The sequence below is a fragment of the Bordetella trematum genome, assembly GCF_900078335.1.
GTDB classification, from domain to species: domain Bacteria; phylum Pseudomonadota; class Gammaproteobacteria; order Burkholderiales; family Burkholderiaceae_B; genus Bordetella; species Bordetella trematum.
Map to the genome: position 1 here is coordinate 65,891 of NZ_FKBR01000033.1, position 20,152 is coordinate 86,042.

Consider the following 20,152-nt stretch of genomic DNA (forward strand, 5'->3'; position numbering starts at 1 on the left):
TGCCGTGTCACCCTTGGTCTTGAGCGCTGAGGTAGAGATCTTGGGCAGGTTGACGATGAAGTTGGAGGGCGGCATCTTGCCGTTGATCTTGCAGGTGGAGTCGGTGATTTCACCATTGATGGTGATGGTGCCGTCGACCGCGTGGGCGGCGGGGACGCTGCTCAGCAGCAGGGTCAGCAGGCCCAGGCGGGCAGTGCGCAAGGAGGGAGCCATGGCTTGTCATGGATTTGTTCGTCGGGCTTGAATCATTACCTGTTAATCACCCGTCCCGGCGCACTTTTCACGTAAGAGATGGCCGATCTTGCCGCTGTCGCCATCTGCTCGCTGGCCGTGTTCAGGGGTAGACGATGCTGTACGTCACATAGGTGACGAGCTTGCCGGCAGTGATGGCTGCCGTGCCACTTTTGTAGTAGCGCGCCAGATAGTTCAGCGTGGCGCTTTTTTTCGAGTCCGTGCCCGCGACCAGGGTACTGCCTTTGGCGGAGTTGGTGGCCGCCCCGATCTTGATGGCCGTGCCGTCGGTATTGGCCAACTGGATCTCGACGTTCGCTGCCTTGATGGCACTGCTGCGGCTCGGGATGCTGCTCAGCGGTGAGGTGGCCGTGCTGGTGTCGGTGTCCGTGATCGGCGTATAGGCATACAGGGCGCCGCTGTCGTAGTCGGTCGTGATGCCCGGTTCAAAATAGGCTTTGACCTCGCCAGTGAGGCTGGCAGGGCATTCGGTAAGCCGGATGGAAAACAGCGTCGCGCCAGCTGTCTCGCCCTGAGTTTTGAGCGCTGAGGTAGAGATCTTGGGCAGGTTGACGATGAAGTTGGAGGGCGGGGTCTTGCCGTTGATCTTGCAGGTGGAGTCGGTGATTTCACCGTTGATGGTGATAGTGCCGTCGACCGCGTGGGCGGCGGGGACGCTGCTCAGCAGCAGGGTCAGCAGGCCCAGGCGGGCAGTGCGCAAGGAGGGAGCCATGGCTTGTCATGGATTTGTTCGTCGGGCTTGAATCATTACCTGTTGAACACCCGTCCCGGCGCATTTATCACGTAAGAGATGGCCGATCTTGCCGCTGCCGCCATCTGCACGCTGGCCATGTCTAGGGATAGACGATGCTGTGCATCACATAGGTGACGAGCTTGCCGGCAGTGATGTCACCGTTACCGCTTTTGTAATAGCGTGCCAGGTAGTTCAAGGTCGCGCTTTTTTTGCCATCGCTGCCACTGGCCTTGAGTTCGACTCCCGCGGCCGTGTTGATTCCGGCACCGATCTGAATGGCTTTGCCATCGGTATTCGCCAACTGGATTTGCACATTGTCGGTCTTGGTGGCGCCGGTGCGGCTTGGAATGCTGGCGACCGGTGCGCTGGTGGTGCTGGTGTCGGTGCCATCGACCGGGCGATAGGCATACAAGGTGCCGCTGTCGTAATCCGTGGTGATGCCAGGCTCGAAATAGGCCTTGACCTTGCCCGTCAGGGTAGCGGGGCAGTCGGAGAGGGCAATCGTGAACAGCGTGGCCCCCGCGGTATCGCCCTTGGTTTTGAGCGCCGAGGTGGAGATTTTAGGCAGGTTGACGATGAAGTTGGCGGGCGGCAGGCTGCCATTGATCTTGCAGGTCTGGTCGGTGATTTCGCCGTTGATGGTGATGGTGCCGTCGACCGCGTGGGCCGCGGGGCTGCTTGCCAGCAGGGCGGGCAGGACCACGAGCGGAATCAGGCGGGCGGGGCGAAAAGGCAGGGAGGCGGGCGGTGTTGTCATGTTTGAATCATGACCTGCCGCGCCCGCTGGCGGGCGCGGCTGCCGGCGGCGGCGGGACCGAATCAGACAGCCTCCTTATGGGTAGGCGATGGAGTACTGAAAAGCTTGCCGGGCGTGATGTTGCCTGAACTGCTTCTGTAGTAGCGGGCGAGGTAGCGCAGGGTGGCGGTCTTCTTGCCGTCTGTGCCGTTTTGCAGTTCGACGCCCGCGGCCTTGTTTTCCGAGGCGCCGATCTTGATGGCAGTGCTGTCCGGATTGGCCAGCTGGATCTGAACCTTCTGGAACTGGGTCTGACTGGCCTGGTTGCCAGGGATGGACGAGGCCTTGGTTTTGCCTTCACTGGTGGTGTAGGCGTACAGATTTCCGGTGTCGTAGTCGGTGGTCGGGCCAGGTTCGAAGTAGGCTTTCACCTTGCCGCTCAGGGTGGCGGGACATTCTGTCAGCGCAATCACGAAGGCGGTTGCGCCGGCGACGTCGCCCTCGTTCTTCAAGGCTGTCTGGCCGATCTTGGGCAGAGTGACGAGAATATCGGCCGGGGGCGCTGCGCCGTTGATCTTGCAGGTGGAGTCGATGATTTCGCCGTTGATGGTGATGGTGCCATCGACGGCGAGGGCGGATGAGAAGGGGGCCAGGCCCAGGCAGGCCAGCCGTACCGGCCAGCCGAGGACGGGGGTTGGGGGTTGCTGCGTTTTCATGTTGGCATCATTACCCTGACCAGCTTCGGAAGATGCCGATTCCGGTGCAGGGTGTCTGCACCGGTTGTGGCGTTCAGGGATAGACGATGCTGTATTGCACGTAGGTATAGAGCTTGCCCGGCGTGATGCTCATGGTGTTGTTGCGGTAGTAGCGCGCCAGGTAGTGCAGGGTGGCGGTTTTCTTGCCGTCGCCGCTGCTCCCGTTCTTGAGTTCGGCGCCTTGCGACAGGCTGTCGGTTGCTCCGATTTTGATGGCCGTGCCATCGGGGTTGGCGAGCTGGATTTCAACGTTCTGGAATTTTGCCATGCCGGCTTGCCCGGCCGGGATGCTTGACTCTTTCGTTTTGGCGGTGCCGCTGCTGTTGCTGTAGGCGTACAGATTGCCGGTGGCGTAGTCGGTGGTGGGGCCGGGCTCGAAATGCGCCCTGACCTGACCCGACAGCTCGGAAGGGCATTCGGTCAGGGTGAGCGTGAACGGTGTCGCCCCGGCCACGTCGCCCTGGTTCTTGAGCGCGGAGGCGCCGATCTTGGGCAGGTTGATAAGCAGGTTGTGGGGCGGAGCCTCACCATTGATCTTGCAGGTGGAGCTGATGATCTCGCCGGTGATGGTGATGGTGCCGTCCACGGCGAAGGCGGACGAGAAAGGGGCCAGGGCCAGGCCCAGGCAGGCCAGGCGCATCGGCCAGCCCGAGGCGATCGGAAGGGGGGGCGGTGTGTTCATCATGGAATCATTACCGCCCTCTGCTTGGGAAAAAGCTGATTTCAGTGTGGATCGCGTGTAATGCGACCCGGCGCTCAAGGGTAGATGATGCTGTATTGCACGTAAGTCACGAGCTTGCCGGCCGTGATGGCCTCGGCGCTGCTGCGGTAATAGCGCGCCATGTAATGCAGGGTGGCAGTTTTTTTGTCGCCGCTGCCGTTCATCAACGTGACGCCACCGCCTGCGCTGGGCGGCGCACCGATGGTGATGGCGCTGCCGTCGGCATTGGCAAGCTGGATTTCGACGTTGTTGGCTTTGGTGAGGCTCGTGGGAATGGCGCTAGCCGGGCTGGTTTTGGTGTCTGAGCTGGTATAGGCGTACAGATTGCCGCTGTCGTAGTCGGTGGTGAGGCCGGGCTCGAAATGGGCCTGTACTTTCCCTGTGAGCGTGCTGGGGCAGTCGGTCAGTTTGAGGGTGAACACGGTTGCGCCGGCCACATCGCCCTTGTTTTTGATGGCGCTGGTTGAAATCTTGGGCAGATGGACGAGGAGGTCGGCGGGCGCGTCCTTGCCATTGATCTTGCAGGTCTGGTCGGTGATCTCACCGTTGATGGTGATGGTGCCGTCCACGGCGAAGGCGGGGGCGAGGGGGGCGAGCGAGAGGCCCAGGCAGGCGAGCCTCAGGGGCCAGCCGGAAAACGTCGTGAAGATGCGTTGCGTAGTCATGCCTGAATCATTACCTTGGCCTGCCTGGGAAAGGGCTGATCCGGCTGCGGGATCCACGGACGCGGGCCGCGACGCTCAGGGGTAGACGATGCTGTATTGCACGTAGGTGTAGAGCTTGCCGCTGCTGACAGCTTCGGTGCCGCTTCGGTAGTAGCGAGCCAGGTAACGCAGGGTGGCGGCATTGCTGGAGAGGGTGGCACCCTGCGCGTTGTTCTTGCTTGCGCCGATGGTGATCGGCGTGCCGTCGGGGTTGGCGAGCTGGATCTCGACGTTGTCGGCTTTACCCTGGCTGGCCTGGCTCTCCGGGATGTCGCTGGCCATTTCCTTGGCAGCGGCAGACGTATTCTTATAGGCGTAGAGGTTGCCGGTGTCGTAGTCGGTGGTCGGGCCGGGCTCGAAATAGGCTTTGACCTCCCCACTCAGGGACGCCGGACATTCGGTCAGTTTGATGACGAACGCCGTGCTTCCGGCGATATCGCCCTTGGCCTTGAGGGCGGTGGTGGATATCTTGGGCAGGTTGACCAGAATGTGCGCGGGCGGTGTGCTGCCATTGATCTTGCAGGTGGAATCGATGATCTCGCCGTTGATGGTGATGGTGCCGTCCACCGCATGGGCCACAGGGCTGCAGAGCAGCAAGGCAGCGAGGGACAAGCGAAGAGAGCGGCGAAGCGGCCGGGGGCACGGGGCGATGGCGGTGCGGCAAGGTAAGCGGGTCATGTTGAGATCATGACCGGGATGCCCGATGGGCGCATGTCGATCCGTGATCGCAGGCCTGCGAATCAGACACAGCAACTAGGGATAGACGATGGAGTACTGGACGTAGGTAACCAGTTTGCCGCTGGAGATCTTGCCGTCGCCACTTTTCAGGTAGCGGGCCAGATAGCGCAGCGTGGCGGTCTTGGTCGAGCTGTCGCCATTACGCAGCACGTCGCCGGCGGCCGTGTTGGTCGAGGCGCCGATGACGATGGGCGTGCCGTCGGGGTTGGTCAGCTGGATGGACACGTTTGCGACCTTGGTCAGCCCGGTTGGGATGCTGCCGGCTGCCGAGGTGACGGCAGCGGTGGAAGTGTAGGCATACAGGGCGCCATTGTCGTAGTCGGTGGTCGGACCGGGCTCGAAATAGGCTTTGACCTCGCCGTTCAGCGTGCTGGGGCAGTCGGTCAGCTTTAGGGTGAATAGGGTCGCGCCGGCGAAGTCGCCCTTGGCTTTGAGGGCGCTGGTGGAGATCTTGGGGAGGTTGACGATAAGGTTTGAGGGCGGTGTCTGGTTGTTGATCTTGCAGGTGGAATCGATGATTTCACCGTTGATGGTAATGGTGCCGTCCACGGCATGGGCCAGGGGACTGCAGGCCAGCAGGGCCGGCAGGACTGCGAGGGGGATCAGCCGGGCAGGGCGGAGGGACTGGGAGGCAGGCAGCTTTGTCATGCCTGGATCATGACCTGCCGGATACGCCGGCGCGCGTTAGGGCGGGCCGTCATGGCACGGAATCAGACGCCTGCCTTGTATAGGGAGGGAGGATGGGCCAGGCCGGAGCCGGCCCGGCCTGCTGGGGGCAGCATCAGGCCGGGCGTCGCAGAGCGGCTTTAGCCGAATATCCCTCGGATCGCGGCGATGCCGTGCGCCCCGTAAGACTGCGCCTGGACCAGCGTGGCCGGGGACTGCCCGCCCAGGGCAAACACCGGCAGGCCGGCATCGTGCAGGGCCGCCTGGAAGGCGGGCCAGCCCAGGCCGGCCTGGCCGGGGTGGGTGGGCGTGGCCGATACCGGGCCCAGCACGGCGAAATCCGCCTGCAGGTCGCGCGCCCGCAGGATGTCGGCGTGGCTGTGGGTCGAGACGCCTACCAGAGCGCCAGCGGGCAGCGCCGGGCGTTGCGTGAGCGCGGCGGCATCGGCGGCGCGCAGGTGCACGCCGTCGGCCTGATGCCACCAGTCCTCGGGATGGATGCTGTTGACCAGCAAGCGCGCGCCGGCCTGGCGGCAACGTTGCAGCACCTGCTCGAAGGCGGTGTACAGGCTGCCGGCTTGCGGGCCGTCAGGCCAGGCGGGTTCGCGCCATTGCACCAGCTTCAGGCCCTGCGCGAGCGCCTGATCCAGGCGGGTCAGGAAGACCGGCAGGCCGGTGGACGAGCCGGCGGCGCTGATGCCGTAGCGGGTGGGAAGTTGCAGCCAGCGCAGCGGCGGCAGGGCGGCGGGCAGCAGCTCGCCCACCTGGGCGGCCTCCTGTGGCACGACCCACTGCAAGCGTTGATTCTCCAGACTGCGCGGCTCGCCGGTCCAGCCGGTGACAAAGCAGAAAGCCAGCCGCACCGTGGTCTGCGGGTAGCGGTGCACGTAGGTGACCCAGGGGCGGGACTCCGTGACGGTGATGCCGATCTCTTCCTGCAGTTCGCGCGCGAGGGCCTGCAGCACGGTTTCGCCGGGCTCGAGCTTGCCGCCGGGCAGCTCCCACCAGCCGGCCCAGGGCTTGCCTTCGGGCCGCTGGCCCAGCAACAGCTGGCCGTCGGCGCGCAGGATCAGCGCGACGGCGACGTCGATGATCTTCTCAGCCATGACGGGCCGACCAGTCGCGCGCGAATTGATAGGCTACGCGGCCCGAACGCGAGCCACGCTCCAGCGCCCATTGCAGGGCTTCGGCGCGCGAGGCTTCGATCTGGTCGGCCGGGCAGTCCAGTTCGCGCAGCCAGTGGTAGACGATGTCCAGATAGTCGTCCTGCTTGAACGGATAGAAGGACAGCCACAGGCCGAAGCGCTCGGACAGCGAGATTTTCTCTTCGACCGTCTCGCCCGGATGGATTTCGCCGTCCGATTGGTGCTTGGCCTGCAGGTTCTCGCTCATGTATTCGGGCATGAGGTGGCGGCGGTTGGAGGTCGCGTAGATCAGCAGGTTGTCGCCGCCCGCGGCCACCGAGCCGTCGAGCACGGACTTCAGCGCCTTGTAGCCGGCCTCGCCTTCCTCGAAGGAGAGGTCGTCGCAGAACACGATGTAGCGTTCGGGGCGCTTGGCCACCAGCTCGACGATCTCGGGCAGGTCGCCCAGGTCTGCCTTGTCGACCTCGATCAGGCGCAGCCCCTGGTCGCCATAGGCGGCCAGCATGGCCTTGACCAGCGAGCTCTTGCCGGTGCCGCGCGCGCCGGTCATCAGGACGTTGTTGGCCGGCTTGCCGGCCAGAAACTGGCGGGTATTGCGGTCGATGATGTCTTTCTGGCGTTCGATGTGCTGCAGGTCATCCTTGTGGATGCGCGCCACGTGGCGCACGGCGTCCAGCCAGCCGCGCGAGCCGCGCCGGCGCCAGCGGTAAGCGTGCGCGCTCCAGTCGATGTCGGGCGGGGCCGGCGGCAGCCAGGCCTCCAGTTGTGCCAGCACGCGTTCGGCGCGGGCGATGAGTTGGGTGAAGTCGGTTGCAGTCACTTCGTTTCCTTGGGGCATCGTGTCGATGGCAGACAGTCTGTGCGGGAGGACGCCGGCGCGGGCCCTGAGGGTGGGGGCACGGAGGACGCTGCGGCGAGAAGCGCGGCGCGGGTGGCGCCTTGCGCGGGGACGGGCGGCATGGATGGATCGCCGGCGCCGTCCCCCGGGAAGTCGCGTATCAGGAACGGTAGTCGGCGTTGATGCTGACGTACTCGTGCGAGAAGTCGCAGGTGTAAACGGTTTCGGTGATCTGGCCGCGGCCCAGTGCAATGCGCACCAGGATCTCGGCTTGCTGCATCACGCGCTGGCCGTCGGCCTCCTGGTAGTCCGGGTTGCGCCCGCCGTCGCGGGCCACCAGCACGTCGTCCAGCCACAGGCGCAGCGCGTTGGTGTCCAGGTCGTCGATGCCGGCATAGCCGATGGCCGCCAGGATGCGACCCAGGTTGGGATCGGAGGCGTAGAAGGCGGTCTTGACCAGCGGCGAGTGCGCCACGGCATAAGCGACTTTGAGGGCCTCGTCGACGCTGCCGGCTTCTTCGACGCGGATGGTCATGAACTTGGTGGCGCCCTCGGCGTCACGCACGATCTTCTGTGCGAGGTCGGCGGCGGCCTCGACCAGGGCGGCGCGCAGCGCGGCGTAGTCAGGGTGGCTGTCGCTATCGATCTGCAGGCCCGATTGACCCGTTGCGACCACGATGAAGGAATCGTTGGTCGAGGTGTCGCCGTCGATGGTGATGCGATTGAACGACTGGTCGGCCAGTTCGCGCGCCAGCGTGTTCATCAGCGGCTGGGCGATGCCGGCGTCGGTGGCCAGGAAGCTGAGCATGGTGGCCATGTTGGGCCGGATCATGCCGGCGCCCTTGCTGATGCCGGTGATGGTGATGGTCTTGCCGCCGAGGGTCAGGCGGCGCGAATGGATCTTGGGCAGGGTGTCGGTGGTCATGATGCCGTGCGCGGCATTGAACCATTGGTTGTCGCCCAGCGCGGCAACGGCCTTGGGCAGGCCGGCCAGCAGTCGATCCATGGGCAGGGGCTCCAGGATGACGCCGGTGGAGAACGGCAGCACCTGCTCGGCCGGGATGTCCAGCAGCCTGGCCAGCCCGGCGCAGGTGGCGCGGGCGTTTTCCAGACCCGGCTCGCCGGTGCCGGCGTTGGCGTTGCCGGTGTTGATCACCAGCGCGCGGATCGGGCCGCCCAGGGCCAGGTGGGCCTGGCAGACCTGCACCGGCGCGGCGCAGAAGCGGTTGCGCGTGAACACGCCCGCCACGGTGGCGCCTGGCGCCAGGCGGAACACGGTCAGGTCGCGTCGGTTGGCCTTGCGGATACCGGCTTCGGTCACGCCGATCTCGACACCGGCGACGGGATAAATTGCGGATTCGGAGGGAATCTGGAGGTTTACGGCCATGGGTTCGTCTCGTTGGACAGCGCGCCGCTCGCCCGGCAGGGGCGGTCGGCCAAAACACTTATTATCCCACTGCTGTCGGACAGGGGGGAGTCAGGGGCCCAGCCGCACGCTGGCGACGTCCAGTACGCCGGCCTGGGAGTTGGGGATGACCGAGAGCAGCTCGCCTTGCGGGCTTTGCAGTACCGAGCGTCCGGCGGCGATTTCGCTGCCGTCGGCATGCCGCGCGCTGCGCCCGCGCGAGGGCGAAAACAGCAGATCGCCCGGCTGCGCGCCGCTCAGGCCGGCGGGAGCGCTGGCGACGCGGGTGCCGGCTGGATACGTGAAGTCGCCCAGGCGGGTTTCATGCGCGAGCAGTCCTTCGAAGCGCTCGCGTTTGCCGTCGACGGCCAGGTGCAGTTCGGTCTTGAGCAGGTCCATGCCCGCCACAGGCAGCGCGTCGCTGCCGTCGGTGCGCAGCAACCAGCCTTGCGGTCGGGCTTGCAGCCAGGTGCCGGCCGGCAGGGGCTGATCGTCCAGGCTGTTGCCCGGCGCCAGGTGGCAGCTGGCCAGCCGGGGCCGGCCTTGCTGCAGGCGCAGCTCCACCGGATGACTGCGGCTGCAGGTCCAGCCCTCGATGCGTTGGTCCTGCGCCAGGATCAGCGACCAGTCATCCGGCGCATGGCGCAGCCAACGGATGACATCCATCCCGGCCACGGGCGCAGGTGAGGGGAATTGCGCCTGCACGAAACTGTCGGCCTGGCCGGGTCGGGCCAGGCGCAGCACGGTGCCGGCTGGCAGGGTTTCGCCGTGCAGGGCGAGGGCGGTGTCCAGTTCGAGGCGGTGAGCCGCCTCGTCGCCGGCCAGGCGGCGTGCCTCGTGCCACTGAGAAAACAGTTGATAGGGGTAGAGCGCGCCCAGGCTGGCCAGGCCCAGCAGCAGCAGCGCGCCCAGGCGGCGGTGATCTGCCAGCCAGTCCCGCGCAGGCCGGTGGCGCAACAGGTGGACGACCCAGGTGAGCAGGGTCGCCAGGCAGATCAGGGAGAGCAGCAAGGTGGCGTAATGGTTGCCACCTGGAAATGAAACCGGAATCATGACGCCAATTATGCGCGCTGCGGGCCGTCGGCGCCCGGCCCCTCAAGCCTTGCGCTGGCGTGCGATGACCTGCAGTTTCAGTTCGCCCAGCCCCTGGAAGAGCGCATCGCGGCTGGCCTCGGGCAGGTCGCAGAACATCTCCTTGACCCACGACTCATGGGCGCGCGCCATGCGGGCGAAGGTTTTCTTGCCCAGGGGCGTGAGCTTGATGATGGAGCTGCGCCTGTCGGTCTCGACCTTATTGCGTATCACCAGCCCCTCCTTTTCAAGCTGGTCGGTGATGCCGGTGATGTTGCCGTTGGTCACCATCATGTGGCGCGAGAGTTCGCCCATGCGCATGCCCTTGGGCGCGCGGTGCAGCTGGGCCATCAGGTCAAAGCGCGGCAGGGTGGTGTCAAAGCGGGTGCGCAGCTGGGTCCGGATCTCGGATTCGATCAGGTTGCAGCAGGTCAGCATGCGCAACCACAGGCGCAGCGCATGGTGGTCGTCCGGCGCGGCGCGGCTTTCCAGATCGGGGATGTCGGTCATGACGGCCTCGTGGGGCTCAGGCCTGCGCGTCAGGCGCAGGGGCCAGGCCCATTTGTTCAAGAAGGGCGCGGGTGTGCGCCTGATGCGGATCGTTCAGGCGCAGTACCAGGTCGAAATGGTTGCTGCCCGGCATGTCGATGTAGCGGCCGGGATGGCCGCGACCCAGCCATTGCGTCAGGTAGTCGCGGCTCTGGCGCTTGAACTCGTCGGTTTCGTTGGCTCCGTAGCTGACCAGCAGCGGGCAGCCATGCGCCGGCCCGGGCAGCAGGGCCGGGCTGTTGCGTTCGGCGTCGGCCAGGCTCATCTGCATCCAGGCGTTGATGTGGGTATGCACCAGCGGGCGCAGGTCGTAGAGACCGGACAGCGCCGCCGCGCCTGCCACCACGTCGGTCGGCAGGTCGTAGCGCCCATGCCAGCCACCGGCCAGCAGCATGCCGATCAGATGGCCGCCGGCCGAGCTGCCGCAGAGATGGATGCGTGCAGGGTCGCCGCCGTGGCGCGCGATGTGGCGGTGCACCCAGGCCAGCGCACGGCGCGTCTGGTCGACGATGTGGTCCAGCGTGACGGCGGGTGCCAGCGAATAGTTGATCACCACTACGGTGGCGCCGGCGGCCGTGAAGGCCGGCGCCATGTTGCAGGAATCATCCTTGCTGAGGGCGCGCCAGTAGCCGCCGTGGATGTACAGCAGCACGGGGGCGCCGGATTGTGCAGCCGGGAAAATGTCCAGCCGCTCATCGGGATGCGCGCCATAGGGCTGGTCTGCAATGCAGGACAGACGGGCGCGCGCCTTGCGGCTGGCGTCGGTGTATTGCTTGAGAATCGCCTCGATGTCGGGTACTGTCGCGCGTGCGTTGTACTGGACGTCAAGCGCGGCGCGGTCATAGCTGCGATAGAGCATGTGATCGGATGCGCTCATGAAAACGATAAAGGGACGATCAGGGGAGCCGGTCGGGCGGGCCGCAAGCTTGCTTGCGAGCATGTCCTGGGGCAAACCCTAGACTTGTTTTGCCAAATACTTTAAACCTAAACTATACGCGATGCCAGTTCCTCGCCGGCGATGCCGGCTGACGCAGTCCTCATCGCAACAATACGCAGCAATAACAATATTCTGCCGCGCGTAGCGCAAGGAGCATCACCATGCGTTTTCTTCCCTCCCTACTGGCTGCCGCCGTCCTGATGCCCGCCGTGGCCTCGGCCGATACCATCAAGGTCGGTATCGCCAACGATATCTCGGGACCGTTCTCGGCGCTGGGGGCCGAAGCCCGCGACGGCTTCAACCTGGCGATCAAGCAACTGGACGGCAAGCTGGGCGGCCAGCCGGCCGAGTTTCTGCAGACGGACATGGGCGGCAACCCCGACCAGGCCCGCCAGCTGGTGACGCGCTACCTGCAACGCGACAAGGTCGATTTTTTCACCGGCCCGATCGGCTCGAACGTGGCTTTGGCAGTCGGCCCGGCCCTGTTCGCGGCCAAGGTGCCCTATCTGTCGAACAACCCGGGGCCCAGCCAGCTGGCCGGCGCGCAATGCAATCGCTATTGGTTCGGCCTGTCGTACCAGAATGACGCCTTCCATGAGGCGGCCGGCAAGGTCGCCGCGGACCGTGGGTTCAAGAAGGTGTTCATCATGGCGCCGGACTACCCGGCCGGCAAAGATGCGCTCACGGGCTTCAAGCGCGGCTACAAGAATGCCGTCGACCAGGAGCTTTACACCAAGCTGGGGCAGCTGGATTATGCCGCCGAGATCGCACAGATCCGCGCGGCCAAGCCGGATGCCGTGTTCATCTTTCTGCCGGGCGGAATGGGGATCAACTTCGTCAAGCAGTTCGTGTCTTCCGGCCTGGCGCAGGATACGCGCCTGATCGGCCCGGGTTTCTCGGCCGACGAGGATGTGATCCAGGCTGTGGGCGAGCCCATGCTGGGCATGTACAACACGGCGCAGTGGGCCCACGACCTGGACAATCCGCAGAACAAGCAGTTCGTGGAGGCGTTCCGCAAGGAATACAAGGGCCGCTATCCGTCGGTCTACGCTGCCCAGGCTTATGACGTGATCATGGCCATCGATGCCGCCGTCAAGCAGGCCGGCGGCAGCGCCAAGGATCGCGAGGCGATCGTCGCCGCGCTGGAGAAGGCCGATTTCCCCTCGGTGCGCGGCCCCTTCACCTACGGCAAGAACCACTATCCCATCCAGCCCTACTACGTGCGCGTCATCGAGAAAGACGCCGACGGACGCATTACCAACAAGCTGGCAGGCAAGGTGTTCGACAACTATCAGGACGTCTACGTCGGCGAGTGCAAGCTGTAAAGACCGGGCTAGCGGGCCGCCGCGCAGCCTTGCGGGCGGCCTCCAGGGGATGGGTTCATGACGTTTACGCTGGTCATCGAGCAATTGCTCAATGGATTGCAGTTCGGTTTGATGTTGTTCCTGATCGCGGCAGGTCTGACCCTGGTGTTCGGCATCATGGACATCCTCAACCTGGCGCACGGTTCGCTCTACATGGCGGGCGCCTATGTCGCGGCCGAGACCATGCAGCGCACCGGTTCGTTCGCAGCCGCCGTGCTGGTGGCGGCCATCGCCACCGGGCTGGTCGGGGCGCTGCTGGAGGTGGTGCTGATCCGGCGGCTGGCCTTGCGCGATCACCTGGCCCAGGTGCTGGGCACCTACGCCATCATCCTGATCGCCAATGATGTGGTGAAGATGATCTGGGGGCCCGCCCCGATGATGCTCAATATGCCGCAGGTGCTGTCGGGGCCGGTGCGCCTGCTGCCCGATCTGCTGTACCCGGCCTATCGCCTGATGATCATCGTGGTCGGCCTGGCTGCCGCCCTGGGCCTGTACTGGTTCGTCACGCGCACGCGCGCCGGCGTGCTGCTGCGGGCGGGCGCTTCCAACCGGCAGATGGCCACCTTGATGGGGGTGCGCGTGCCGCTGTTGTTTCTGGGGGTCTTCGTGCTGGGAGCCGTGCTGGCCGCCGTGGCCGGCGCCCTGCTTGGGCCGGTGACGGCCGTGCAGGTCGGCATGGGCGAAGAGATCCTGATCCTGGTGCTGGTGTGCATCGTGATCGGGGGCATCGGTTCCATCAGGGGCGCTTTCGTCGGAGCCTTGCTGGTCGGCATGGTCGATACCGCCGGGCGCGCCTTTCTGCCCATGTTGCTGCGGCAGGTTTTTTCGCCGGCCGTGGCCTCCAGCGTGGGCCCCACGCTGGCGGCGATCCTGATCTATGTCCTGATGGCGGGGATCCTGGTGTTCCGCCCCTCGGGCCTTTTTCCGGCGCGGGGTTGAACATGCGCGCAAGCCTGTTCTGGACCTGGCTGTTGCTGGCCGCGCTGGTGGCTTTTCCGCTGGTGGCGCCGGCGCTGGACCTGGATTTCTATGTGTCTTTCCTGCGGCGCGTGCTTATCTATGCGCTGGCGGCCACCAGCCTGAATCTGGTGCTGGGCTATGGCGGCATGGTGGCGATGGGCCATGCGGCTTTCTTTGGCGCGGGCGCCTATGCCGTGGGCATCCTGGCGGCCAGCGGCGTGACTTCGGCGCTGGCAGGCTGGGGCGCGGCCATCGTGCTGTCAGGGTTCCTGGCCTGGGTGATCGGGGCGATTTCCCTGCGTACGCGCGGCGTGTATTTCATCATGATCACCCTGGCCTTTGCCCAGATGGTGTTCTACATCTTCATCTCGTTGCGCCAGTATGGCGGCGAGGATGGCCTGAACCTGCCGGGTTATGCGACGCTGCCCGGGCTGGATCTGGCCGATGATCGCAGCTTCTATTACGTGGTGCTGGCGATCTTCTGTCTCTGCCTGTTCCTGTTCGGGCGTCTGGTGGCGTCGCGCTATGGCATGGCGCTGCAGGGCGTGCGCGAGAACGAGGCGCGCATGGAGGCCCTGGGCTATCCGGTCTACCGCATCAAGCTCACGGCCTTTGCGCTGTCCGGCGCGTTGGCGGGACTGGCGGGCGCCTTGCTGGCCAGCCACAATCTTTTCATCTCGCCCAGCCTCATGCACTGGACCCAGTCGGCCAACCTTCTGATCATGGTGCTGGTCGGCGGCATCGGCCTGCGCTATGGCGGCGTGGCCGGCGCGACCGTGATGCTGGTGCTCGAAGAAGTGCTGCGCCAGTGGACCGAATACTGGCATCTGCCGCTGGGTCTGTTGTTGCTGGCCGTTGTGTTCGGCGCGCCGCGCGGCCTGGCCGGCCTGTTCGTGGCGCGTCCCGGCGCCGATGTGGCAAAGACGAAACCATGATGCCTGCCTCCCGCCCCGCTCAGCCCGGCCAGCCCTCCGTCGTGCCAGCCCTTCAGGCACGTGGCCTGGTACGTCGTTTTGGCGCCCTGCTGGCCACCGACCAGGTGGATCTGACGTTGGCGCCCGGTGAAATCCATGCCTTGATCGGGCCCAATGGCGCGGGCAAGTCCACTCTGATCCATCTGCTGTCGGGCACGCTGCCGGCCGATGCCGGCACCCTGCAGCTTGGGCGCAAGGACGTCTCGCGCCTGAGCGCGCACGAGCGCGTGGCCCACGGCCTGTCGCGTTCCTATCAGATCACCAACATCTTTCGCAGCCTGTCCGTGTTGGACAATCTTCTGCTGGCGGTGCAGGCGCATGCCGGCAGCAGCTTTCGCTTCTGGCGGCCGCGTCAGGCCGAATCGGCGCTGTATGAACAGGCACACGAGCTCGCCCGGCAGTGCGCCATCGAGCCTGGCTTGCTGGATCTTGCGGCAGGCACCTTGCCGCATGGCGAGCAGCGCAAGCTGGAGTTTGCGCTGGCGCTGGCCGCGCGCCCCAGCGTGCTGCTGCTCGATGAGCCCATGGCCGGCATGGGGCCTGACGAGACCCTGCGGCTGACCGAGTTGATCGAATCCCTGCGCGGCCGGGCAGCCATGCTGCTGGTCGAACATGATATGCAGGCGGTGTTCCGGCTCGCCGACCGTATTTCGGTGCTGGTCTACGGGCGAGTCATCGCCACCGGCACGCCGCAGGAAATACGCGCCAATCCCGACGTGCGCCAGGCTTATCTGGGCGATGACGGCGAGCATGCCGAGGAGAAGACATGCTGAGCATGGAAGGCGTGGCCAGCGGCTATGGCGCCAGCCAGGTGCTGTTTGGCGTGGATATGGAAATTGGCGCCGGTCAGGTCGTGACGCTGCTGGGGCGCAACGGCATGGGCAAGACGACGCTGTTGCGAACCCTGTTCGCCCAACTCCCCCTGCGGAGCGGGACTATCCGTTTTGCCGGTCAGTCGATCGGGCAGTGGCCCACGGACCGCATCGCGCGGGCCGGGTTGGCGCTGGTGCCCGAAGGCCGGCAGTGTTTTCCCAACCTGACGGTGCGCGAGCATCTCACGGCCTTCACGGCGCGGCGCAATCCTGGCATGGGCGAGCCGTGGACGCCGCAGCGCGTCTTCGAACTGTTTCCAAGGTTGGGTGAACGCGCCGGCAATATGGGCAACCAGCTCTCCGGCGGCGAGCAGCAGATGCTGGCCATCGGGCGCGCACTGGTGACCAATCCGCAGTTGTTGATCCTCGACGAGGCGACCGAGGGCCTGGCGCCGAAAATCCGCGAGGAAATCTGGCAATGCCTGGCGCGCCTGCGCGCGTCCGGGCAGACCACGCTGGTGATCGATAAATATGTCGAACGCCTGCTGGCGCTGGCGGACAACCATGTCATCCTGGAGCGCGGCAAAGTGGTCTGGACGGGGGATTCTGCCGCCCTGGATGCGGATCGCGGCCTCTGGGAGCGTTATCTGGGGGTGTAGGCGGGCAAGGCCTGCCGATCCAAATGTTGTCGCGGAATTATTCGGACATACAAAGCAAGTAACGCCCACGATTATCACAATATTGCGCAACAATCAGATATAGTGCCGCGCGTTGGTATGGGTGTGTTTCCTTCTGCGGCCTATGGCAACTACACTAGCGGCGCCTTACGTTGCGCTGCGGCATCGGCGACTTCGCAAGGCACGCGGGGAGGCGCGGGCAAGACCGGCCATCGTTGAGAGTCTCCGCTGTGGCAGGGCTATCGGCCCGCAGGGGAATGTCGAATGGCGAAGTGGGGTTTGCGCAAGAAGTCCTTCATGGCGTTGTTGCTGGCGTGCGTGGTCATGCTGGCCCCCGCCGTGTTGATCACATGGCTGGTTTTTGACGGGGTGAGGGATCATTTCGGGCGCGCGTTCGCGGAGAATTTCGCCCAGCTCAGCCGTCAGCGCATCCTGGCGCCGATTTCGCGCGAGATGGCGCTTTCCATGCGCCTGGCCAACAGTGAGGTCACGCGGCGCTGGTTGCGCAACGAGCATGACCCGGCAGCGCTTGATCTGTTCTTCCGCGAAGCCGAGGGTTATCGGCGCGATTTCCTCGGCCAGACGTACTTCATCGCCAGCGCCGAGAGCGGCAATTATTACTTCAGCGATCCGGTCGAGCAGTCGGATCGCGTGCGTTACACGCTCAGCCCCAAGGCGGTTGACGATGGCTGGTTCTACGCCTCGATCAAGTCCCCCGAACGCTACAACATCAACGTCAATCCGGATCTCAAGCTGAACACCACCAAGGTGTGGATCAATGCCCAGATCCGCGACGGCGACGAGGTGCTGGGCCTGACAGGCGCCGGCATGGACGTGGGCGGTTTTCTGAAGGAGTTCGTCGACAGCGGTCGGGCCGGCGTCACGCCGGTCATCGTCGATCGCGCCGGCGCAATCCAGGCCTACCAGGACCCGGGGCGTATTGCCTACAACTCCGGCGCCGCCGGGCGCGTGGCGCTGGACCGCACGGTCTTTTCGCTGGTCGATGCCGGCGAAAGCCGCGAGAACCTGCGCGCGGCGTTGCAGGAGTCCGTCGAGAACCCCGACGAGGTCGCCATGACCTGGGCCTCGGTCGACGGCAACCGCCAGCTGGTGGCGGTGGCCTACATGCCGGAGCTGCGCTGGAGCGTGGTGACCCTGGTGGATTTCGGGGCGGCGCGTCTGGTCGATCCTAGCTGGTTGTGGCCGGCGGTCGTGGGCTTGTTGCTGCTGTTCGTCGCCCTGGTGCTGTGCTTTGGCTTTGCCATCGAACGCCTGATGCTGCGGCCGCTGCGCCGTTTGCAGCAGTCGGCACGCGCGATTGCCGACGGCAGCTACGATGTGCGCCTGCCGCCGGGCGGCCAGGACGAGATCGGCGATCTGAGCCGTGCCTTCGGGGTGATGGCCGACAAGGTGCGCCGCCATACCGCCGAGCTGGAGAGCAAGGTGCGCGAGCGCACCTCCGAGCTGGAGTCGGCCAATCGGGAGATGGCGGCGGCGCGCAAGAAAATCGATGATTCGATCGACTATGCCAGCCTGATCCAGCGCGCCATCCTGCCAGATCGTCAGATGACCCAATCGCTGGGCGCGCATCACTTCGTGTTGTGGAAGCCGCGCGATGTGGTGGGGGGCGATTTCTATGTCTTCCGCTCGGATGGCGAGAACTGCCTGATGGGCATCATGGACTGCGCTGGCCATGGCGTGCCGGGCGCACTGATGACCATGCTGGCGCGGGCGGCCATCGATCTGGCGGTCAGCGAGATGGGGCCGCGCGATCCGGCCGGCATCCTGACGCGTACCGACAGCGCCATTCGCGCCATGCTGGCCGACGCCCAGCTGCCGCGCGCGCTGGCCACCAACACGGATGCCGCGCTGGTCTATGTGGACCGTGAGAACAGCCGCCTGATCTACGCGGGCGCCAAGATCTCGCTGTACGCCAGCAATGGCCACGATGCGCGCGAGGTCCAGGGTGGACGCCGCGCGCTGGGCGAGCGCCGGCGCGGCGAGTACGAGAACGTCGAGCTGCCCTTGCTGTCGGGCTGGACCTATTACCTGGCGACCGATGGATTCCTGGACCAGGCCGGCGGCGAGTTCGGCTTCGGTTTCGGCAATACGCGTTTTGCCGCCATGCTCAAGCGTCATGCGCGCGAGTCCATGGCAGACCAGGCCGAGGCCTTTGCCCAGGCGCTGGCCGAATATCAGGGCGGCTTGCCGCAACGTGACGACATCACGCTGCTGTCATTCCGTTTCGACTAAACACTTCTCTTTGGGGTTGTTCACATGAACGCTGCCGATCTCTATGCACTGGGCGAGCGATTCGATCAGAACCGCGTGCTGTTGTGCTTCAACGGCCCGATTTCCCGCAGTTTGATCGAGGAGTTGGGCAACGCGCTGAAGAACTATCTCAGCGTCGAGCATGCGCGCCCTGCCGAGGCCATGGATGTGTTCTCGGTCTATATCGAGATGGTGCAGAACATTCGCCAGTATGCGGCCAGCTGCGGCAATGGCGATGCCCGCGCCACGGTGGTGATCGGGCGCAACGAAGAGGGCCGCTATGTGGTGTCGGCAGGCAACCTGGTGCGCCAGCCGGATGGCCGCACGCTGGTCGGGCGCATCGGTGAGCTGGCGACTCTGGACAAGGCGGCGCTGAAGGCCGCCTACAAGACGCAGCTGCACAAGCCGCGCGAACCGGGCGTGCCGAGCGGAGCCGGCCTGGGGCTGATCGATATCGCACGTCGCGCCGGAGCGCCATTGCAGGCAAGCCTGAGCGATAGCGCTCAGCCGGGGTGGGATTTCTTCAGCCTGAGCGTGGTCATCTGAGCTGGGGGCCGGCCTGCGATGCGCGACGCCGCAGGCTGGGGGAATAATCTTTGGAGTGAGCGATGAGTAGTGATTTGAATATTGCAGGCACGCAGTCCACGCCCAGCATCCGGACGGACGCCGCTGCCGGTCTGCTGACGATGGGCGGCGACTCCTATCCGGAGAACTCGTTCGAGCTGTTCGGGCCGGTGATCGAGTGGGTGGAGCAGTTTCTGGAGCGCTGCGATACCCCCTTGCGGGTGGAGCTTGATCTGCTGTACCTGAACACCAGCAGCATCAAGTCCATGATGGATATTTTCGATGTGCTGGAGGCTGCGCATCAGCAAGGGCGCGACGTCAGCGTGACCTGGTTCTACGATACCCGCAATGAGCGGGTGGGCGAGCTGGCCGAGGAATTCAAGGAAGACTGCACCTTCCCGTTCTCCGTTGTCGGCAGGCAGTGATGAACGGCAAGCCAGCCCTGGACCAGCGTATCGAGGCGCTGCTTGCGGATCCGGCGTATGCCGGACATCCGCTGCGCGAGGCCCTGGATGAGTTGTGGCGCCAGACGCAGGAGCAGATGGCGCGCATCGAGCGGGTGACCCAGATCTCGGACGCCTATCAGTCCATGGCGCTCAAGCGCGAGCAGGGCTTGTACGAGCGCTTTGATCGGCAGTTACGCAGGCTGTCGCGCATTGCACGCATCTCCGACCATTATCAGAGCATGATGCGCGATCTGAACCAGACGCTGGAGGAGACTGCGCGGCGCGATCCCCTGACCGGGCTGTTCAACCGACGGGCGCTCATGGAGATGATACGGCGTCAGGTGCAACGTTCCGCCAGGACCGGGCAGGGGTTTGTGGTGGCCATGCTGGATGTGGATCACTTCAAGTCGGTCAACGACCGGTATGGCCACGACACCGGCGACCGGGTGCTGGTGGAGCTGGCCAACGTGCTGCTGCAGAGTATCCGCGCAACCGATCAATGCGGGCGCTGGGGCGGCGAGGAGTTTCTGCTGTTGCTGCCGGATACCAGCCTGACAGCGGCGCAGCCGGCGCTGGATCGGGTGGTCGAGGGGGTGCGCGCGCTGTCTGTCGGGGTGGGTGACGAGACGTTGCGCCTGACCGTCAGTGTGGGCATGGCCGACCATCGCCTGGGTGAAACGTTTTCCGAGACCTTGAGCCGGGCCGATCAGGCGCTCTATCTGGCCAAGCACGACGGACGGGATCGCGTGGCCCTGTCGGCCGGTCAATCCTGAGGCGCCGGCGCCGGCCTGTCCTCTCTCCCTTGCTCTCTGACAGGCGCAGTGTTTTCCCCAT

The 20,152-nt window shown here is 65.1% G+C and carries 23 protein-coding genes; 9 read left to right on the plus strand and 14 right to left on the minus strand.

The genetic code is table 11. The annotated features are described in order from the left end of the window. The 14 genes from A7V84_RS21690 to A7V84_RS13455 all read right to left on the minus strand — a co-directional run. The coding region (locus A7V84_RS21690; RefSeq protein ID WP_412778657.1) for a fimbrial protein at positions 1 to 213 on the minus strand (213 nt) is incomplete at its 3' end. Positions 214 to 334: 121 nt separating this feature from the next. Next, positions 335 to 964: a fimbrial protein gene (locus A7V84_RS13395; protein ID WP_063491589.1), complete on the minus strand. Its 630-nt coding sequence runs from the start codon at positions 962 to 964 to the stop codon at positions 335 to 337. A 121-nt stretch (positions 965 to 1,085) separates the two neighbouring features. Further along, positions 1,086 to 1,742 carry a fimbrial protein gene (locus A7V84_RS13400; RefSeq protein ID WP_127070900.1) on the minus strand — a complete coding sequence of 219 codons (657 nt, stop codon included), beginning with the start codon at positions 1,740 to 1,742 and terminating at the stop codon, positions 1,086 to 1,088. Positions 1,743 to 1,804: 62 nt separating this feature from the next. Further along, positions 1,805 to 2,437 (minus strand): fimbrial protein, encoded by a 633-nt coding sequence (locus tag A7V84_RS13405; protein WP_127070898.1) that lies wholly within the window; start codon positions 2,435 to 2,437, stop codon positions 1,805 to 1,807. A gap of 73 nt (positions 2,438 to 2,510) precedes the next feature. Further along, positions 2,511 to 3,161: a fimbrial protein gene (locus tag A7V84_RS13410; protein WP_231940160.1), complete on the minus strand. Its 651-nt coding sequence runs from the start codon at positions 3,159 to 3,161 to the stop codon at positions 2,511 to 2,513. A gap of 71 nt (positions 3,162 to 3,232) precedes the next feature. Further along, positions 3,233 to 3,862 carry a fimbrial protein gene (locus tag A7V84_RS13415; RefSeq protein WP_025515448.1) on the minus strand — a complete coding sequence of 210 codons (630 nt, stop codon included), beginning with the start codon at positions 3,860 to 3,862 and terminating at the stop codon, positions 3,233 to 3,235. A 75-nt stretch (positions 3,863 to 3,937) separates the two neighbouring features. After that, complete coding sequence (locus A7V84_RS13420) at positions 3,938 to 4,552, minus strand: fimbrial protein (RefSeq protein WP_459562054.1); 615 nt, start codon at positions 4,550 to 4,552, stop codon at positions 3,938 to 3,940. A 102-nt stretch (positions 4,553 to 4,654) separates the two neighbouring features. Beyond that, entirely contained in the window at positions 4,655 to 5,287 is a 633-nt protein-coding gene (locus A7V84_RS13425; protein WP_115638841.1) for a fimbrial protein, read from the minus strand. 158 nt (positions 5,288 to 5,445) lie between these two features. Next, complete coding sequence (locus A7V84_RS13430) at positions 5,446 to 6,411, minus strand: Nudix family hydrolase (protein WP_063491587.1); 966 nt, start codon at positions 6,409 to 6,411, stop codon at positions 5,446 to 5,448. After that, complete coding sequence (locus A7V84_RS13435; protein ID WP_025515453.1) at positions 6,404 to 7,270, minus strand: ATP-binding protein; 867 nt, start codon at positions 7,268 to 7,270, stop codon at positions 6,404 to 6,406. The genes A7V84_RS13430 and A7V84_RS13435 overlap by 8 nt, the downstream gene beginning before the upstream one ends. 178 nt (positions 7,271 to 7,448) lie before the next feature. After that, positions 7,449 to 8,675, minus strand: a complete 1,227-nt coding sequence (argJ, locus tag A7V84_RS13440; protein ID WP_033534971.1) for a bifunctional glutamate N-acetyltransferase/amino-acid acetyltransferase ArgJ — start codon at positions 8,673 to 8,675, stop codon at positions 7,449 to 7,451. Between the two features lie 90 nt (positions 8,676 to 8,765). Further along, the gene (locus A7V84_RS13445; RefSeq protein WP_063491586.1) at positions 8,766 to 9,746 is read right to left on the minus strand and encodes a hypothetical protein; all 981 of its coding nucleotides are present in this window, start codon (positions 9,744 to 9,746) and stop codon (positions 8,766 to 8,768) included. 42 nt (positions 9,747 to 9,788) lie between these two features. Beyond that, positions 9,789 to 10,274 carry a MarR family winged helix-turn-helix transcriptional regulator gene (locus A7V84_RS13450; RefSeq protein ID WP_025515456.1) on the minus strand — a complete coding sequence of 162 codons (486 nt, stop codon included), beginning with the start codon at positions 10,272 to 10,274 and terminating at the stop codon, positions 9,789 to 9,791. Positions 10,275 to 10,290: 16 nt separating this feature from the next. Next, positions 10,291 to 11,190 (minus strand): alpha/beta hydrolase, encoded by a 900-nt coding sequence (locus A7V84_RS13455; RefSeq protein ID WP_025515457.1) that lies wholly within the window; start codon positions 11,188 to 11,190, stop codon positions 10,291 to 10,293. Between the two features lie 221 nt (positions 11,191 to 11,411). Between A7V84_RS13455 and A7V84_RS13460 the strand changes: the two genes are divergently transcribed. The 9 genes from A7V84_RS13460 to siaD all read left to right on the plus strand — a co-directional run bounded on the left by A7V84_RS13460 (position 11,412) and on the right by siaD (position 20,091). Next, positions 11,412 to 12,575, plus strand: a complete 1,164-nt coding sequence (locus tag A7V84_RS13460; protein WP_025515458.1) for an ABC transporter substrate-binding protein — start codon at positions 11,412 to 11,414, stop codon at positions 12,573 to 12,575. A gap of 57 nt (positions 12,576 to 12,632) precedes the next feature. Further along, on the plus strand, positions 12,633 to 13,553 hold the full coding sequence (locus tag A7V84_RS13465; RefSeq protein ID WP_025515459.1) for a branched-chain amino acid ABC transporter permease: 921 nt from the start codon (positions 12,633 to 12,635) through the stop codon (positions 13,551 to 13,553). Between the two features lie 2 nt (positions 13,554 to 13,555). Continuing rightward, positions 13,556 to 14,509 (plus strand): branched-chain amino acid ABC transporter permease, encoded by a 954-nt coding sequence (locus A7V84_RS13470; protein ID WP_025515460.1) that lies wholly within the window; start codon positions 13,556 to 13,558, stop codon positions 14,507 to 14,509. Next, positions 14,509 to 15,321, plus strand: a complete 813-nt coding sequence (locus A7V84_RS13475; RefSeq protein WP_051348252.1) for an ABC transporter ATP-binding protein — start codon at positions 14,509 to 14,511, stop codon at positions 15,319 to 15,321. The genes A7V84_RS13470 and A7V84_RS13475 overlap by 1 nt, the downstream gene beginning before the upstream one ends. Continuing rightward, positions 15,315 to 16,019, plus strand: a complete 705-nt coding sequence (locus tag A7V84_RS13480) for an ABC transporter ATP-binding protein (RefSeq protein ID WP_025515464.1) — start codon at positions 15,315 to 15,317, stop codon at positions 16,017 to 16,019. The genes A7V84_RS13475 and A7V84_RS13480 overlap by 7 nt, the downstream gene beginning before the upstream one ends. 282 nt (positions 16,020 to 16,301) lie before the next feature. Further along, on the plus strand, positions 16,302 to 18,290 hold the full coding sequence (gene siaA / locus A7V84_RS13485; RefSeq protein ID WP_025515465.1) for a biofilm regulation protein phosphatase SiaA: 1,989 nt from the start codon (positions 16,302 to 16,304) through the stop codon (positions 18,288 to 18,290). 24 nt (positions 18,291 to 18,314) lie between these two features. Further along, a complete protein-coding gene (gene siaB, locus A7V84_RS13490; protein ID WP_025515466.1) occupies positions 18,315 to 18,854 on the plus strand; it encodes a biofilm regulation protein kinase SiaB in 540 nt (179 codons plus the stop codon). A 62-nt stretch (positions 18,855 to 18,916) separates the two neighbouring features. Beyond that, a complete protein-coding gene (siaC, locus tag A7V84_RS13495; protein ID WP_025515467.1) occupies positions 18,917 to 19,297 on the plus strand; it encodes a biofilm regulation phosphoprotein SiaC in 381 nt (126 codons plus the stop codon). After that, the gene (gene siaD, locus A7V84_RS13500; protein ID WP_025515468.1) at positions 19,297 to 20,091 is read left to right on the plus strand and encodes a biofilm regulation diguanylate cyclase SiaD; all 795 of its coding nucleotides are present in this window, start codon (positions 19,297 to 19,299) and stop codon (positions 20,089 to 20,091) included. Before siaC ends, siaD begins: the two co-directional genes overlap by 1 nt. Positions 20,092 to 20,152 lie beyond the last annotated feature (61 nt).